The 17,044-nt window shown below is 53.6% G+C and carries 12 protein-coding genes and 10 tRNA genes; 12 read left to right on the forward strand and 10 right to left on the reverse strand.

Going from position 1 to position 17,044, the window contains the following annotated elements; all coding sequences use genetic code 11:
- Positions 1–63: 63 nt before the first annotated feature.
- The 8 genes from ACO0LN_RS10480 to ACO0LN_RS10515 all read right to left on the reverse strand — a co-directional run bounded on the left by ACO0LN_RS10480 (position 64) and on the right by ACO0LN_RS10515 (position 10,023).
- Positions 64–1,218, reverse strand: a complete 1,155-nt coding sequence (locus ACO0LN_RS10480) for a DUF1624 domain-containing protein (RefSeq protein ID WP_422973457.1) — start codon at positions 1,216–1,218, stop codon at positions 64–66.
- Positions 1,218–3,302 carry a TonB-dependent siderophore receptor gene (locus ACO0LN_RS10485; RefSeq protein ID WP_422973459.1) on the reverse strand — a complete coding sequence of 695 codons (2,085 nt, stop codon included), beginning with the start codon at positions 3,300–3,302 and terminating at the stop codon, positions 1,218–1,220. The genes ACO0LN_RS10480 and ACO0LN_RS10485 overlap by 1 nt, the downstream gene beginning before the upstream one ends.
- Positions 3,303–3,572: 270 nt before the next feature.
- The gene (locus tag ACO0LN_RS10490; protein WP_422973461.1) at positions 3,573–4,274 is read right to left on the reverse strand and encodes a DUF3299 domain-containing protein; all 702 of its coding nucleotides are present in this window, start codon (positions 4,272–4,274) and stop codon (positions 3,573–3,575) included.
- A gap of 12 nt (positions 4,275–4,286) precedes the next feature.
- Positions 4,287–5,597, reverse strand: a complete 1,311-nt coding sequence (locus ACO0LN_RS10495) for an ABC transporter permease (RefSeq protein WP_422973463.1) — start codon at positions 5,595–5,597, stop codon at positions 4,287–4,289.
- The gene (locus ACO0LN_RS10500; protein WP_422973465.1) at positions 5,597–6,322 is read right to left on the reverse strand and encodes an ABC transporter ATP-binding protein; all 726 of its coding nucleotides are present in this window, start codon (positions 6,320–6,322) and stop codon (positions 5,597–5,599) included. The genes ACO0LN_RS10495 and ACO0LN_RS10500 overlap by 1 nt, the downstream gene beginning before the upstream one ends.
- A complete protein-coding gene (locus ACO0LN_RS10505; RefSeq protein ID WP_422973467.1) occupies positions 6,316–6,831 on the reverse strand; it encodes a DUF2796 domain-containing protein in 516 nt (171 codons plus the stop codon). Before ACO0LN_RS10505 ends, ACO0LN_RS10500 begins: the two co-directional genes overlap by 7 nt.
- Positions 6,828–8,090 carry a zinc metallochaperone GTPase ZigA gene (zigA, locus tag ACO0LN_RS10510; RefSeq protein ID WP_422973469.1) on the reverse strand — a complete coding sequence of 421 codons (1,263 nt, stop codon included), beginning with the start codon at positions 8,088–8,090 and terminating at the stop codon, positions 6,828–6,830. Before zigA ends, ACO0LN_RS10505 begins: the two co-directional genes overlap by 4 nt.
- A 1,066-nt stretch (positions 8,091–9,156) precedes the next feature.
- A complete protein-coding gene (locus ACO0LN_RS10515; protein WP_422973471.1) occupies positions 9,157–10,023 on the reverse strand; it encodes an oxidoreductase in 867 nt (288 codons plus the stop codon).
- Between the two features lie 175 nt (positions 10,024–10,198).
- Here ACO0LN_RS10515 and ACO0LN_RS10520 point away from each other — a divergent pair, with 175 nt between their 5' ends.
- Positions 10,199–11,161 carry a LysR substrate-binding domain-containing protein gene (locus ACO0LN_RS10520; RefSeq protein WP_422973473.1) on the forward strand — a complete coding sequence of 321 codons (963 nt, stop codon included), beginning with the start codon at positions 10,199–10,201 and terminating at the stop codon, positions 11,159–11,161.
- Between the two features lie 258 nt (positions 11,162–11,419).
- Here the strand turns inward: ACO0LN_RS10520 and ACO0LN_RS10525 are convergent, their stop codons facing one another.
- Positions 11,420–13,030: an FAD-binding protein gene (locus tag ACO0LN_RS10525; protein WP_422973475.1), complete on the reverse strand. Its 1,611-nt coding sequence runs from the start codon at positions 13,028–13,030 to the stop codon at positions 11,420–11,422.
- Positions 13,031–13,601: 571 nt separating this feature from the next.
- Between ACO0LN_RS10525 and ACO0LN_RS10530 the strand changes: the two genes are divergently transcribed.
- The 11 genes from ACO0LN_RS10530 to ACO0LN_RS10580 all read left to right on the forward strand — a co-directional run bounded on the left by ACO0LN_RS10530 (position 13,602) and on the right by ACO0LN_RS10580 (position 16,003).
- Complete coding sequence (locus tag ACO0LN_RS10530; protein WP_422973477.1) at positions 13,602–13,847, forward strand: hypothetical protein; 246 nt, start codon at positions 13,602–13,604, stop codon at positions 13,845–13,847.
- A 118-nt stretch (positions 13,848–13,965) separates the two neighbouring features.
- Positions 13,966–14,042 (forward strand) — tRNA-Pro (locus ACO0LN_RS10535).
- Between the two features lie 156 nt (positions 14,043–14,198).
- A tRNA-His gene (locus tag ACO0LN_RS10540) sits at positions 14,199–14,273 on the forward strand.
- Between the two features lie 23 nt (positions 14,274–14,296).
- Positions 14,297–14,381, forward strand: a tRNA-Leu gene (locus ACO0LN_RS10545).
- 266 nt (positions 14,382–14,647) lie between these two features.
- Positions 14,648–14,724, forward strand: a tRNA-Pro gene (locus ACO0LN_RS10550).
- 192 nt (positions 14,725–14,916) lie between these two features.
- Positions 14,917–14,991 (forward strand) — tRNA-His (locus ACO0LN_RS10555).
- A 24-nt stretch (positions 14,992–15,015) separates the two neighbouring features.
- Positions 15,016–15,100 (forward strand) — tRNA-Leu (locus ACO0LN_RS10560).
- Positions 15,101–15,114: 14 nt separating this feature from the next.
- Positions 15,115–15,201 (forward strand) — tRNA-Ser (locus ACO0LN_RS10565).
- Positions 15,202–15,248: 47 nt separating this feature from the next.
- A tRNA-Leu gene (locus ACO0LN_RS10570) sits at positions 15,249–15,333 on the forward strand.
- Positions 15,334–15,598: 265 nt separating this feature from the next.
- Positions 15,599–15,675 (forward strand) — tRNA-Pro (locus tag ACO0LN_RS10575).
- A gap of 245 nt (positions 15,676–15,920) precedes the next feature.
- Positions 15,921–16,003, forward strand: a tRNA-Leu gene (locus tag ACO0LN_RS10580).
- Between the two features lie 277 nt (positions 16,004–16,280).
- Here ACO0LN_RS10580 and ACO0LN_RS10585 read toward each other — a convergent pair.
- Complete coding sequence (locus ACO0LN_RS10585) at positions 16,281–16,988, reverse strand: hypothetical protein (protein WP_422973479.1); 708 nt, start codon at positions 16,986–16,988, stop codon at positions 16,281–16,283.
- Between the last annotated feature and the right edge of the window lie 56 nt (positions 16,989–17,044).

The raw sequence follows: 17,044 nt of genomic DNA on the forward strand, positions 1-17,044 counted from the left end.
GCGCACCGTTTTTGTACGCGACGACGGTGCGCACGGCGCACCCTACTGGGCAATCCCTATCTATCAAAAATACCTGACCCAAGCCTTCCCGCTTTGCCGTTTGTAACGCGCAAAGGCGCGGCAGGGGTAATACAGTACGGGTATCAGGGCCGCAGCAATCAACCAGATTTTCCAGAGATGATCGACACCAAAGCGTTGCCCATGGTTGGCTCCATATACGGCTAGCATCAGCCTTTGCAAGGCCAGCAAGACATATAAATGCAGCAGGTAGTAAAACATGGGTGCGCCACCAAATACGCTGGCGATGCGGCTTAACTTGCCGGGGTACTTTTCCAGCAAGGCTAAACAGCATGTGCCTATGCCCAGCGTCAACAGGGCAAAGTCCAGCGAGGGCGGGTACTTGGTCAGGTTGAAGAAAGACATCAGCGTCAGCAGGCTATTGCCATGATCCTGCCAGGGCTGGGTTTCGCCATAGCCATTGACGCCGCGCAGCGCAGCAAACATAAGCAAGGCAGTGAAGCCCAGGATAGTCAGCAGGCGCTGGCGGCGTGCTGCGCTGATATCTGCCGCATACAAACTACCAGCAACATAACCCAGCAGGATGATGCCTATCCACGGTAGCAGAGGGTAGCTGACCTTGATCTTGATTGCCGCATCACTGATGAGATAGCCACGGTGCAGCAACAAAGTCCACAAGGCATGCGACACAGTGCCTGGCGCAAAATTCAATTCAGCCAGGGCATTGTGCCCACCCACTATCAGCATACCTACCAAGCCCAATAACAAGGGCGGCAGCTTGTGCAACAAGCCCAGTGTGATCATGGCAAGGCCGATGACCCAGATCACTTGCAGGTAAATCGTCGCAGGCGGGAATTGCCCGGCCCAGGCAAAATTGACTACCGTCAGCTCCAGCGCTACCAGCAGCAAGCCGCGCTTGATCAGATAACTACTGGCATCGCGCGGGCCAGATGGCGGGTTTGCATATAGCCAGGCCGACAAGCCAGTCAGGAACACAAACACCGGTGCACACAGATGCGCCGCCAACCTTGTGAAAAAAAGTGCTGGCACAGTCTGGCCCACATCCATGGGGTCGCTGACTTGCTGATGCAAAAAGAAAGTCTCACGCACATGGTCAAACATCATGATCATCATGACCAGGCCGCGCAGCGCATCAATGCTGCTGATGCGCTGGCTGGTTTTTTGAGCGACCAAGTTCATTAGAATTGCTGATGCAGAGTGAGGTTGATGCTACGCTCTGTACCTGTTGCCACCCACAACTGGCTATACGAACTGGCGTAGTAGCGCTTGTTGAACAGGTTCTCCACATTCAGCGACACCCGCGTGGTTTTGCTCGGGCTGTACGAAGACATGAGTTTCACCGTTGTGTAGGCTGGCAGCACAAAGCTGGAAGACGCTGCCACATCACCCAGGCGTTCACCCACATAATTGATACCTGCACCCACGCTGGCCCTGGCTGTGCCTATGGTGAATAACTGGCTCAGGATGAGGTTGGCGCTATGCTTGGCCACATTCGGGAAGCGGCTGCCAGTGATGATGGTGTTGTCGCCTTTGGTCACGGTCGCATCGGTATAGGCATAGGCGGCAGACAGGCGCAGGTCAGTGGCGATGTCGCCCGCCACATCCAGCTCCAGCCCCTTGCTGCCCACTTCACCCGCTGCGATCGAGAAATCGGTATTAGCCGGGTTGGTGGTTAGCACATTGGTTTTCTTGATACGGTAGAGCGCAAGGGTGGCGCTGGTCTTGTTGTCTGGTGTATCAAATTTGAGGCCCACTTCATAAGAGCGGCTTTCTTCTGCCGGGAAGGCGGTGTTACTGATGCTGATGCCGCTATTCGGGCGAAAGCCTTTTGCGACATTGGCATACAGCGATATGCCCTTGGCGGGTTGATACACCAGGCCAGCACGCGGGCTGGTGGCACTGAGTGACTGGCTGCTGGCGACTGATGCGCGGTAGTTCGTCAGGGTCTGGTCATAGTGGTCGCTGCGCAGGCCCAGCAGCGCCTTCCATTGTGTGCCCAGATCAAGCTGGTCTTGCAGGTAGAGGCCACGTGCACGCTGGTTTTCCAGGGTATTGATGGACAGGGTCAGCGGATCGGCAGTCTTGCCATACACAGGATTGTAGATGTCGATGGCATAGGCGTTGGTGGCCGATGGATTGCGGCGCAACTGCAGGCGGCTGTCATCAAACTGGTAGGTATCCACACCCAGCAAGACATGATGCCTGATGGCCGCGGTGTCAAACTTGCCCACCAGTTCTACCCGCGCAGATTTGTCCGTCGCAGAAAAATCACGGTAGCGGCGCTGGCGACGCAAAGTGCGTTCATCTGCCAGCAGATTATTTGCCTCGCTGGAGTAGCCATTGAGCGCACTATCGCGGTAAGAAAAGCCACTTTGCAGCGACCATTGCTGGTTGAAATCATGCTGCACAAACACCTGGTGCCCCAGTGACTTCACCGTCATCAGGCCGTCCCCTGGCTCACCCAGAAAGCGTGAATTGGGTATTAGACCCAGTTTGCCATTTACTGCCAGCACACCGCGGTCAAACGGTGTTTTTTGCTCACTGGCTTCTAGTTCATATGAGAGTGTCGTACGATCACCTATCAGCCACACCAGCGAAGGCGAGACAAAGCTGCGTTTGCTGCTGATGGTGTTGCGGTAGCTGTTGCCCTGTTCTGCTGCGGCATTGATGCGGTAGGCGATATTGTCGCTGACTGGCCCGGTCAGGTCGGCAGCGATGCGGTAAGTCTGGTGGCTGGCCAGCGTCAGATCGACATCATACTCAGGCTTGAAGCGCGGTTTCTTGGTCATGATATTCACCGTGCCGCCGGGTTCACCACGGCCATACAGTGCGGATGATGGCCCCTTCAATATCTCTATCGATTGCGTACTCGCAGTATCACGCAAGCCATTGTAGCCACGGCTGGAGCTAAAGCCATTGACCATATAGTCAGACCCAAAATTAGGGTCGCCGGTAAAACCGCGCATGGCATAGCTGTCCCACAAACCACCAAGATTGCTTTGCCGCGCAATGCCGCTGGTCAGGTCCAGCGCATTGTTAAGGCTGGTCACGCCATTGTCCTTGAGCAGGTCAGCCGTCAATACCCGCACGCTTTGCGGCAGGTCGGCCAGCAAGGCATCGGTCTTGGTGGCACCGGTGGCGGAGATGCTGCGGTAGTTTTGTCTTTGTGCTTTGATGAGGACTTCGGTTTGGGTTGATTCCTGTGCGTGGGTGAACGCGGGGTATGCGGCGGCGATGAGGAGGGCGAGGTGTTTGTAGTGCATGGGAGTTCCTGGAAGGATTGAAAATGAAATTGATTGGTGATGATTGGAGCTGTTATTCCCTCCCCTTCAAGGGGAGGGTTAGGGTGGGGATGGGGTTCGATTGATTAACCTGTCATCAAATTTCGGTAGAAACCCATCCCCATCCCAACCATTCCACCGCGCAGCTTGCAGGCTGCTTGGAAATTTGTGGCACAAAGCTTCGCTTTGCGAATTCCCACAAATCTCCCCTTGAAGGAGAAGGAGCCGGAAGATTTTTTAAGCACGGGAACCCTACTTCGCATAAACATAAGCCTCCACCTTCACCCCCTTCAAGCGATACCCCGCACTACCCATGGACGTATCACTGCGCGTCGTCTCCAGCACACCGCTGACCCATACCGCATCCATCATCTGTATCTTCGCAGGCTTGTCGAGCACCACGTCGATGATCTGGTTGGCAGGCGGTGGCGGGGTGTGGATGCAGCCGCCGAAGTAGGGGACTAGCAAAAATTCGCGCAGCTTGCCGCGTTCACCATCCAGCGGCACGATGAAGCCGGGTATCCTGATGCGCGTGCCGTTCAGGCTGGCTTCGACTGGTGCCTTGTCCCAGGCTTCGCGCATGGTTTGCAGGGCGGCCATGGCGCGTGGGTCGCCATCGTTGAGGAAATTCATGTCCAGGTTCTTGAAGTCCTTGCTCGGGTCCCAGTTCTTGGGGATCAGGGCTTCCCAGCGGATTTCCTTGTAGCTGTCGCTGGTGGCAGGCGTGGCTGCTGGTTTGCTGGCGGGCGCTGGTGCTGGTGTTGCTGATGCCGACGTTGATGCTGATACTGCGGCAGCCTTGTTTTGCGGCAGCCTGTCCCCGACCTTGTATTGCCCGCTGGCCTGTGCAGACCCGGCAGACATCAGCAGCCAGGCAGTCAGCATGAATAAAATACAGCAGGCGCTGCCCAGCCAGAGTTGAACGGCGTAACGAGAATTTTTTACGGGTTTCATGAATTTCCTTTTTTACAGGCGCGGTGTCAGACCATCAGCCAGCGAATTACGGTAAGCCAGCCATGCCGGTACCAGGCTGGTCAGCATGCCCATCAGTACCACCATACCTAGCAGCGGGATTTCTGTCGCATTGAGAATGCCGGGTTTGATGAGGATGCCGTAATGCATCTGTACCCAGTCCTTGCCCGCCAGCGTCAGTACATCAAGCAGGAGCAGGCCGCTGATGGCCCCTGCAATGGTCAGGCCCAGGCTCTCAGCCATCAACATCAAAAACAAATGACCAGGCCCGGCACCGGCAGAACGCAAAATCGCCAGCTCACGCCTGCGCTCATTAAGGCTGGCCAGCATCACCGCCAGCAAACCTGCACTGCCCAGCAGCACCAGAAGGGACGACATCGCCAGCAAGACCCGTTCAATGATGCTGATGACTTGCCATAACTGATCCAGCGCCACACCCGGCAGCACGGCCAGCAAGGCATCACCATTCTTGGTATTAATTTGCCTTTGCAGACGAAACACCATGCTGCGCTTGTGCAGGCCCACCAGCACGGCGGTGATTTCTTTTGGCTGCAAATCAAACTTGCGCGCATGCTCGGCGGCGATAGAAAATCCAGGTACAGGCGCACCGCCTTGCCAGTCAAGATGGATAGCCTGCATGGCTTGCAGGCTGATATGCACGCTGCTATCGACTGGTGTGCCGGTGCGTGCAAGCACACCCACTACCTTGAAAGGTTTGTCGGTATGCTCAGCCAATGCAGCATCGCCAGTACCATGACTGAGCGTGATTTTTGTGCCGACCTGATAACCGAGATTGTCTGCCACATCTGCCCCAATGACGGCGTCAAACAAATGATCTGCATCCCCAACAAAAGCCTGCCCCGCCCGCAGTTGCAGGCTTTGCGCATCGCCATAGCGAAAACGGCTGAAATAATCTGGCGTGGTACCCACTACCGCAAAGCCGCGATGCGAGTCACCCAGCGACAGCGGCACGGCCCAGGCCACGGCCGGGTCATGCAGCAAATCCTGGTAACTTTGCCAGACAATATTATTGGTCGCCGCACCGATACGAAACACCGCATACAGCATCAGTTGCACCGGGCTGGTACGCGCACCCACGACCAGGTCAGTGCCGGAGATGGCATGCGAAAAGCCTTCACGCGCATCATTACGCAGCCGCTCAACCGCCAGCAACAGGCAGACCGACAGGCTTATGACAAACAGCATCAGGCCCAGCGTCAGGCGGCGGTTCCAGGCGCTTTTGCCTGCCAGTCGCAAGAAATAAAATAACTGCGAAGATAACTGCGAAAATAACTGCGAAAACATCAGTGCTGCTCCACGCGGTTAATTTTTTGCAAGTCCAGTTCACGGCTAAACTGGCTGGCCAGCCTGTGGTCATGGCTGACAAACAGCAGGCTGCTGCCATGGCTGGCGCATTGCTGCAAAATGAGTGCGATAAAATCTTTTTGCCTGTCAGCATCCAGTGCCGATGTGGGTTCATCAGCGATGATGATTTCTGGCTGTCCTATCAGCGCACGCGCCGCCGCCACGCGCTGTTGCTGGCCTATGCTCAGTCCTGTGACATGGCGCTGATACAGGTTGGCATCCAGTCCCAGCGTATCGAGCAAAGCCACTGCTGCCTCGCGCGGGCTGCCATGTGCTGCGCTCGCACGTTGCTGCCGTCTCACCGACAGGCGGCAAGGCAGCAAGACATTCTCCAGCATCGACAGATAAGGGATGAGGTTGAACTGCTGGAAAATAAATCCCGCATGATCAACGCGAAAGCGGTCACGCGCCGCGCCAGACAAGACACCCAGGTCACTACCCAGCACCGTGACCTGTCCGCGCTGCGGTGTGATAATGCCACCCGCCAGCGACAGCAATGTGCTCTTGCCACTGCCGCTGGGGCCGTACAGAAACACGCTTTCACCCTTGCTGATGCTGAAGTTTTCTATGTCCAGACAAGCTGCATGTCCGGCCTGCCAGTGAAACTGTACGTTGCTCAGGCTCAGCGCGGGGCTACTGTCTTTTTCTATTGCAGACATCACCATGCCAGCATACGTTGTTTTGGTGTCAGTGTTGCGGCAGCCTGCCCACGTACGCCAGCCATTTGTGCATCGACCTTGTGTATAGACGGGAAGGCATCAAACAAACTCAGTTGCAGCGACTTCAATGCGGTGACTTTGGTACAGGCATATTCATATTCTGCATGCAGGTTTGCATGTTCATCTTTGCCTGTACTAATAGCTTGTAAAACAGGCACAACTATTTTCAATGTGGCTAACTGGCAGTCTGCCTCTGCATTGAGCTTCAATAAGGTATCCGGCTTTTGCATGAGATCAAGCAAAGCCTTGGCTGCCTGTTTTTGCTTGTCCGTGCGCGGCGCATGTTCAAAGCCCAGCAGGTTATCCAGAGGGCTGTCAAATTCCAGCGTCAGCTTGTTGCCGTCCTGCGCCAGCAAGACAGTCGCGCTGCCGTGTACATGGGCTTCATGGGCGTTGCTGCTGATTGCCAGTGCTTGCAATGCAGCGAGCAGGGCGAGGGGGATCAGTTTGTTCATGCTGTTACTTCCATGTGCTGTGTGACTGTGTCCTCGGCTTCCTCGTCTTCGCCATCATCCATCTCCATCCACGATGGGAAAGGATCGTCATAGCTGGCCCAGTCTGCTGGCCCTTGCGCCATTTCTACATTCGTCAGCAGACAGGCATCCAGCGTTGCTTCTATTGCCGCCTGATCCATATCTAAACCAATGAACACCAGCTCCTGTCGGCGGTCACCATGTGGCTCTATGCACTTGCTTAAAATATGCTGCTGGTAATCTGCATCCTGCGGCCACTCCGCCTTGCTGACGGCAGACCACCACAAACCCGCTTCATGGTGACGGCAAATGCCACCCGCCTGTGACCATTCGCCAGCGATATCCATGCGCGTCGCCAGCCAGAAATAACCTTTTGACCGCACCACACCCGCAAAGCCCTGGTGTATGCAGGTCCAGAAACGCTGAGGGTGAAACGGCCTGCGTGCGCGATAGGCAAAGCTGCGTATGCCATATTCTTCACTCTCAGGCACATGCTCGCCGCGCAGTTCCTTGAGCCAGCCTGGTGCGGCAGAGGCCTGTTCAAAATTGAAGCGGCCTGTGTTCAATATCCGCTCCAGAGGCACATTCGAAAAACTGCAAGGCACGACATCCGCACGCGGGTTCAGCGCCTGCAAGATCTGGCTCAGCCGCTCAAACTCGGCAGCACTGACCATGTCAGCCTTGTTAAGCACGATGACATCGCAAAACTCTATCTGCTCGACCAGCAGATCGACCACGGTGCGTTCATCCTCTTCCCCCATGGAAGTACCGCGCTGGTTCAGGCTGTCGCCCGAGGCATAGTCGCGCAAGAAGTTATAGGCATCCACCACCGTGACCATGGTGTCGAGCCGCGCAATGTCAGACAGGCTGCGGCCATCTTCATCACGGAAAGTAAAGGTCTCGGCCACCGGCATGGGTTCGGATATGCCGGTTGATTCTATGAGCAGATAATCAAAACGCTGCTCACTGGCGAGCCGCTGGATTTCAATCAGCAAGTCTTCCCGCAGGGTGCAGCAAATGCAGCCATTGCTCATCTCGACGAGTTTCTCATCCGCCCGCGATAACTCGGCCCCACCTTGCCGCACCAGATCAGCATCGATATTCACCTCGGACATGTCATTGACAATCACCGCCACCCGCCTGCCTTCACGGTTGTTGAGGATGTGATTGAGCAGAGTAGTTTTACCTGCGCCCAAAAAACCGGAGAGCACGGTGACGGGCAAGAGCGTGGGGTTTGGCATGATGGATCCTGTGTCTGGGTTTGCAGTAGGTGGCAGATGTGTGACTGAGTCTTGATAGGGATGGCACCAGGCCAGAGTTTTCAACGACAGAAGTACGGCGTATCCGGTCTCGTCTTATTTTTAAATGCAACTTTGTTGCATTATTGATTTAAAAAAAATAGACTGAAATCAGTCTGTGCTTATCTTTGCATCTCTCAATTTTCCGGCTCTTAGCAACGCCTGCAAAGACGTGCGTGCAGCTCAGCACCTCAGCAGTTCAGCACCTCAAGCAAACAGACAGCATCCACCATGCATCAGGCGTGCACATGGTTTGCGTGGTTTGTTATCTCAAGTCTATTTGCAACACAATTGCATTTTTCAGGATCATAAAGTAATTCAAAATATTTTGCAACAATGTTGCAATAGATGTGGTTGTCAGTAAATGGAAGGATGAAGATGGCGGCACTGCAGGGATATTTCTGCCAGCCTTGGTGTAGGGCGCATTGCAATGCGCCGCATGGCTTCACACCATCCCGGGCAACATATCTACGCCGTGCACGATACTCAAGCATGAGGTTTACATCGCAATCTATCGTGCAGTGATAAAAGAAAATGAGCCGTGTGTAGGTACGATTAGCGCAGCGTAATCGTACGCATGCCAACCGCCGCTAACTGATGAGAGTGAAAGTCATCACGACTTCAATGTAGTGTTTTCAGCAAAGGCCGTAATGTTGTTGAAGCAGGTATTTTGCGATGCTCAGATTTTCTTGGGGCTGTGATTATTTGGGCGCACATCATGCGTACGATTACGCTGCGCTAATCGTACCTACGTTTTCTGAGGGCGACGCGTACCCAATTCTTTATCAGCCCCGTGACGTAGGTTGCATTGCAATGCGACGCATGGTTTCACACTATCCTGGGCAACATATCTGCGCCATGCCCCACGCGTACATGCGACGCATTACAATGCACTTCCCATTACGGCAACGATGATTCCTTTTGTCAAGATATCTGCATCATCAAACGATCATCGCCAGCTTCGGCCAGTCTGATCAGGCACTGGATGAAGCTGGTTACTCATTTGCTTTTACATACTATTCAACGCCACCAGCGCCGCCTCATCAAGTCGCAACGCACCTGCTGCGACGTTGTCATGCAGATGTGCCACTGATGATGTACCAGGGATGACGAGAATATTAGGTGCACGTTGCAGCAGCCACGCCAGTGCCACTTGCATGGGCTGGGCTTGCAGTCTTGCTGCCACCTGCGTCAACACGTCCGACTGCAAAGGTGTAAATCCGCCGAGAGGGAAAAACGGTACATAGGCGATACCCTGTGCAGCCAGTGTATCTATCATGGCATCGTCACCGCGATGCGCCAGGTTGTACTGGTTTTGTACGCAGACGATGTCGGTGATCTGCTGTGCTTCTGTCAGTTGCTGCATATCGACATTGCTGAGCCCTATGTGGCGGATCAGGCCTTCCTGTTTCAGGCGCAGCATGGTATCCAGCGCTGCGGCGAGAGATGAGCCGTCCGGGCCAGCCACACCAGGCGCACGCAGGTTGACCACGTCAAGCACATCCAGCTTCAGGTTGCGCAGGTTGTCGTGGACGGCGTCGCGCAATTCCTGGGCAGATGCTGCGGGCAGCCATGACTGGTCATCGCCACGCTTGAAACCTATCTTGGTGACGATAGTCAGCTCATCGCGGTAGGGATGCAGGGCTTCGCAAATGATCTGGTTGGTCACATGCGGCCCATAAAAATCCGAGGTATCAATATGGTTGATGCCCAGCTCTATTGCCGTACGCAGCACTGCCACGGCGGCGGCACGGTGTTTGGGTGGTCCCCACACATGCGGGCCTGCCAGTTGCATTGCGCCGTAGCCCATACGATTGAATGTAATGTCGCAATGCGCAGGTGTGAACTGGTCGCGGGAGGGGAAATAAGTGCTCATAAAAACTCCAGGGTGATGGTTGACAGGTTTGCCAAGCCCCTGTTTTGCGCTTGTTTCGCGTTTGTCGCTTATTGGGGCAGGGCATGGAGACATCATAGCGAGAGTCGTACTGTGTGATAATCAGGGCAATTCCGCACGGCTTGTACGATATTCCGCACAATGGAGCATTCCAATCATGACCACAGACCTGCATTCCCTGGCTGACCTGTCCACCTTTGCGCTGGTCGTGCAGCATCGCGGCTTCCGCCAGGCTGCGCGTGCCAGCGGGCAATCCGCTTCGGCACTGAGCGAGTCAGTTAGGCGGCTGGAAAGCCAGCTAGGCATACGGCTGCTGTTGCGCACCACCCGCAGCGTCACGCCAACCGAGGCCGGTGCGCTATTGCTAAGCCGCCTGCAACCCGCACTCAACGATGTTGCCAGTGCACTGGATGTGCTCAACGATTTGCGCGACAGCCCGCGTGGCACCTTGCGACTCAATGTACCAGTCAGTGCAGCGCTTTTTTTCTTGCAGCCCATCGTCGATCAATTCATGCGCAAATACCCGGATATCCTGCTCGACATCGTCATTGACAATAATTTTGTCGATGTCGTGGCAAGCGGGTGTGATGCTGGCATACGTTATGGCGAACGACTGGAACAAGACATGATCGCCGTTCCCATCGGCCCGCTGACGCAACGTTTTGCTGTCGCCGCTGCACCTGCCTATCTCGCCAGGCGGGGCATACCTGAGCACCCGCGTGATTTGTTGCAACATGCCTGCCTGCGTGGAAAATTTCTCAGCGGTGCTATTTTTCCGTGGGAGTTTGAGCGCGATGGGCAAAAATTAAGCCTTGACCCCAGCGGTCCCCTGATCGTGACACCCACCGTGATGGATCTGGCAGTCAATGCTGCAGTGGCTGGCCATGGTGTGATTTATCTGTTTGAAGAATGGCTTGCTCCCTACATCGCATCAGGACAGTTGCAACCCATATTGCAGGATTGGTGGCTGAGTTTTCCGGGGCCGTTTTTATATTATTCAGGGCGGCGACACCTGCCTGCACCCCTGCGTGCATTTGTTGATTTTATTCGTGCGCCGGATGGTGCTGATCACAAACTTGCCACCGCTGTCAAAAAGAAGAAATCCAGCGAAAAGCATTGAATCTGATCGCGCATACGTCGCCCATTTTCCATCATCGCCGTGATGTAGGGCGCATCGCAATGCGCCGCATGGTCTCACAACACACGGGCAAATAATCTGCGCCGTGCACGACGTTCATATGCGGCGCGTTGCAATGCATCTCCCGTTACGGCTACATTTATTCTTTTGCGCTGAGGGAGGGCAAGCGATAAATGTCTTTCTCTGTGCCTCTCTGCGGTGAGTGGCTGTGTGTTCACATGCTGCATGTGAACACACAGCTCACTCCCCCACCAGTCTCGCCACATAGGCATTCACAAACATCCCGGTAGGGTCACAACTCTGGCGGTAATCATCAAAGGCCTGCACGCGCTCTGCACGGCGGCTGCGTAACTGCTTCAGAAATGCCGGGTTGAAGGGCTGCGTGCCCGTACCCGGCCCGGTGGCGGGATCATAGAATCCATACATCTTGCCATTGTGAGGCCAGCCACCGAGGGCGACCCATTCGCTTTCTACCTCCGCAAAAAAATTCAACAGCTTGGTCGGGTAGTCGAGACCGCTATTATCTTCATGCACGGCGACAAAGGCGATCAGGTCAAGGTTGACGAAATAGGCCTCGGCATTACTGGTGTAGGTACCTGCCATGGCAGTATTGCCACCTTTGATGAAGCGAAACTCCATCGGTGCAGCGATGTGAAAGTTGCTGCTCTTGTTGACCTTGTCGCTGACTGATTTCAAGGCTCCCCAGACTGTGGTTAAACTTTCTGCGCCCAGGTCAGGCAACTCGATAAAGTAAGACATGAAAATGACCCTGGCGGCCTCATTCAGCCAAAGGTCGGAATTCTTTTGCGCTGCTTTTTTGACTTCACCCTTGATGACAGATATCGCGGTCGATGTGATCATCGCTGCCGCTGCGGTGCCGACGATGGGCGCATCAAAGCTTTGTGCATAGATGGCGGCGTCCTCGGCGATTTTTTCCGCATAAGGCAGATAGGGCGCACCGAATTCATCTTTCTGTGCGAGCTGGCAGGCATCTGTCGTGGGCTCTGCCGTGGATTCTGCTACCGGGACTGCACCCGAGCCGCTTTCTACATTCCACCAGGCGGCGGTGAAATTGTTGGTACCAGTCATGGCATAGGGATTGAAGAAAGTTTCCACCCTGGATTTGGAGGCCAGCAGGGCAGACAGGCCAGCACCAAAATTGGCGGCATTCTCCCACACAAAATCACTGATGCCCGCCGCCAGACAATTCGCAAACGGGCGCGGCAAAACGCTGATGGTAACGGCAGTCACAATACCCAGGCTGCCCAGTGACACGCGGGCAAATTGCAGTGGTGACCATGCGCCTACTTTGGGTGTGCTGGCGTCAATGGTATTGACGATGCCACTGGGCCCCATGATGGCAAAGGCGGTCACGGTCTCGGCAAAGATAGGAGCCTGCACCGTGGCACCATGCACATCCACCGCTGTCATACCACCCAGGCTGAAAAAGCCGCCGGCGGTCACGGTTTCCAGCATCAGTTTGTTTTGCGTCAGGAAGGCATCGAGTTCATCTTCACGCACGCCGGTGTTCACGGTAACGCTCTTGCCATCGCTGCTGATTTGAATGCGCTGGTCACCTTCGCGGCCCAGGTCTGCATAGCAGGACAGATCAAGGATAACGACGCCACTCGCAGGCGTCTCGCTGCTGGCCACCAGCGGGGTTTGTGAATGGCGCTGGCCGGACACACGCAGTTGTTTGTTTTGTGCAGCGGTTGTGCTGACGATGGCTTGTAATTCTGCACGCGTGCGTGGCGTGTAGTAATAATTATCGCCCTGGTAAAACAGGTTCTGGCTCCAGTTCTGCCAGAGTGGCGAGGCGGGCTTGGTGTTGTCCGTGCTGATTTGTGGCATGGTTTATTCCGGTGGAAAATGCAAGGGGGCAGTTTTTGCTCCCTCTTCTTCAAGGGGAGATTTGTGGAAATTCGCAAAGCATAGCTTTGTGCCACAAATTTCTAAGCCGCATGCAAGCGGCGCAGTGGAACGGTTGGGATGGGGATGGGTTTCTGTAGCAAATTCATTTTCCGTTGATCGATTGAAACCCATCCCCACCCTAACCCTCACCCTTGAAGGGGAGGGGACTAAAACAGCAAACTTGCGATGGGCATCTGTAAGTCAAGCGCATGTGTGACGCTAAAAATTCTGTCCAGTTACACCAAATTTCAAGCATTTAAAAAATATTTCAATGCAATTTACTCTAGCATAAATCTCAATAAAATAAGCCTTTTTCATAGTGCGGACATGCGCATATTCGTAGTTTAATTCCCTAGTAAAATGTCCGCCTGTTGCAAAAATATATCAATTAATTGAATAAAATCGTCATGCCATGCTTGTTTTATTTAAAAAGCTGTGGCAAGATACATCCATCGAATACAGCAACACCCGCTTGAATACCAACATCAATTTTTAAAGAACAGGACCTATTGTGAACGCAACGCTACTCCAACAACTGCACCAGAACCTGCGCCTCATCGCGCAGGGCATGGCACAGGCTGGCGCAGCGCTGCTGGATGCAGTATCGCTCCCATCCCATTTAGCCACTGACCTGCAGTTGCAGCCAGCACTGCCAACATTGCCCAGCCCGCTCTTCGCCTTGCCCTTGCATCATCTGGGCGCATGCGTGCAACTCAACATCCGGGGGGAAACCCCACAGGCAAGCCTCACCAGTTAATGGTCAGGCCACCTGTAGCGACCAGCCCGGATGCGATGAACGCACCGGGCTTTTTGGTTTTTATATCGCAGAATTTTTAAACCTGATTGCAGTTTGCAACAGGCCTTAACAGTCATATCGGAGTGTGGCGCAGCCTGGTAGCGCTACTGCCCTGGGAGCAGAAGGTCCGAGGTTCAAATCCTCGCACTCCGACCAGTTTGAACGTTGCATCGTTCCGTAGAGAGCGTCGTGGTAAACGGCGTTCTCTACACCTTGAATTAGCAGCTTGGCAGGGTGCGCCATGCGCACGGCGCACCCTACAAGACCAGGTAAAGGTTCAACAACGAAAGGGAAAAAACAGCCTGCTTTGGGGTGGCCATAACTTAATGGTGAAAGTCGTGGATTGTGAATCCGCTTATCCCGGTTCGACTCCGGGTGGTCACCCCAAAGCAGGTTGAATAATGAATGAAGCGCATGTGGTGGAATTGGCATACACGCTGGCCTCAGAAGTCAGTGCCGAAAGGATTGAGGGTTCAAGTCCCTCCGTGCGCACCAGTTATATAGGGGATTAGCCAAGAGGCCAGGCACCGGAATTTGAGTCCGGCATATTAGTGAACTGTGAAAGTGAAAAGCGAAGTGCCTGCCATGTGCGCGACGATCATGGCTGCGTTGCAAATACTCACGATAGCCCCGCTATCGCTGTGTTTTGCGCCTTGCCCTGATTCGCCGGGCACATGTCCTTCACTTTCGCTTTCACTTTCACAGTCCACTGGGTTCGAATCCTTGATCTCTTTCCAGTATTGAGTAGTGAAAAGTTTTTTCGGAGTGTAGCGCAGTCTGGTAGCGCAACTGCTTTGGGAGCAGAAGGTCCGGGGTTCAAATCCTCGCACTCCGACCAGTTAGAACGTTGCATCGTTCCGTAGAGAGCGTCGTGGTAAACGGCGTTCTCTACGCCCTGAATTTGCAGCTTGGTAGGGTGCGCCGTGCGCACCATCGTAGATCAACGAAACGGGTGTGCTGGTGCGCACGGCGCACCTTACGAGAACAAGTAAAGGTTCAGCAATGAAAGAAAAGATCAGCCTGCTTTGGGGTGGCCATAGCTTAACGGTGAAAGTCGCGGATTGTGATTCCGCTTATCCCGGTTCGATTCCGGGTGGTCACCCCAAAGCAGGTTGAAGAATGAATAAATGCGCATGTGGTGGAATTGGAATACACGCTGGTTTCAAAAACCAGCACCGCAAGGTTTGAGGGTTCGAGTCCCTCCATGCGCACCAGTATTTAGAAATTTGGAAACGTGGCAGAGCGGCCATTGCAGCTGTCTGGAAGACAGTAGGGCTGAAAGGTCCCGTGAGTTCGAGTCTCACCGTTTCCGCCAGTGAGTAAGCGCATCTGCATACATGCCGGTGAGCGAGAGAGTTGTATGCGCGTGTGGTGGAATTGGGATACATGCTGGTCTTAGAAACCAGTGCCGAAAGGATTGAGGGTTCAAGTCCCTCCGCGCGCACCAGTTTTACAGGGGATTAGCCAAGAGGCCAGGCACCGGAATTTGAGTCCGGCATATTAGTGAACTGTGAAAATGAAAAGCGAAGTGCCTGCCATATGCGCGACGATCATGGCTGCGTTGCAAATACTCGCGATAGCCCCGCTATCGCTGTGTTTTGCGCCTTGCCCTGATTCGCCGGGCACATGTCCTTCACTTTCGCTTTCACTTTCACAGTCCACTGGGTTCGAATCCTTGATCCCCTTCCAGTATTGAGTAGTGAAATTTTTTTCGGAGTGTAGCGCAGTCCGGTAGCGCAACTGCTTTGGGAGCAGAAGGTCCGGGGTTCAAACCCTCGCACTCCGACCAGTTTGAGTCTTGCATGATTTTGTAGGGTGCGCCGTGCGCACCATTGTTGATCAACGATGCGCGCGTGCCGGTGCGCACGGCGCACCCTACCAGACCAGGCAAAGGTTCAGCGATAAAGAAAAAAATCACCCTGCTTTGGAGTGCATAAATAACGGTGAAAGTCGTGGATTGTGACTCCGCATATGTTCACTTATCCCGGTTCGACTCCGGGTACTCACTCCAAAGCCGCTTGAAAAATGATTTATGCGCGTGTGGTGGAATGGTATACACGCTGGTCTTAAACACCAGCGCCTCTGGCATGTGGGTTCGAGTCCCACCACGCGCACCAGGATAGTCGTCAATATTACTGCCGTCATGCCAGACTTGATCTGGCATCCAGCGACGTTCGCTGCCAAGCAGGACGAGATTGGGCAGAGATAAAATTTGCGCGTACCGAGTGTGTGGCAATAAGAATTTTGAAAACGTGGCAGAGCGGTTGAATGCACCTTGTAAGGGCGCGCAAAACTTTGCACAGGTTTGCAAATAAGATTGAATTTTTTAAACTTAAATAAGGAGCACAATGTGCTCCTTATTTTTGCGGATCGACCGGACTCGCTGTGTTTGAGTTACTTTGTCGGGATTGAAGGTCTGGGATTCGATGCTGGAGTTGCTTCATTAACTCCCACGTTGAACGATATATTGGTGCCACCGTTTGATTTCATAGATGCGTTTCCAAGGATGCCGAATAGAATGAGTCCAACGAGAAGCACACTAGCTACTGCTAGAACTATCGAAGATACTTTCACCGCTCGCCGATACTCTACTTCCCCTCCTTTTACCGTTTCCCATTCACTCTTGAGTACTTTCGCTGCTTGCTCGGATGCTAATTTCAATAAATTCATCACTTCATTAATATCCGCTGTAACATCTGAAAAATACTTATTTTGTTCATCTATTACTTTATCTATGATCTCTAGTAAATTTGCGTGATCTTCTTGTGAAGAATTCAATCGAAATATAATTTTGTAATACGAATCAGCGGCAGCATGTCGGATTGCTGTTATTTGTTCGTGATTTATATAAAATTTCGAGTTTGCATCAAGAGTTGCATCTGGCGGGCGACTTCGAGTTTCTTGCATGGAGCGGGCCATCATCCGGGTATTTGAAAGAAACCTTGAGAACTCTTCACGTAACGCATCAATCCATGCTTGCCGAAATTCAGAAGTTTTCGTTTCTTTCGATACAATTAAATTTGATCTTGCGATTCCTCCTGCAACAAGTGCTGCCGTAAGAGAAGTCAACGCTGGTACGAGAAGGTTAAAAGTGTTTTCCATAGCTGCCCAATACGATAGTAAGATGTAAGCGCGCTTCCGTTTTGCTCTTCGTTTGC

Source organism: Undibacterium sp. TC9W, assembly GCF_049339865.1.
GTDB lineage: Bacteria > Pseudomonadota > Gammaproteobacteria > Burkholderiales > Burkholderiaceae_D > Undibacterium.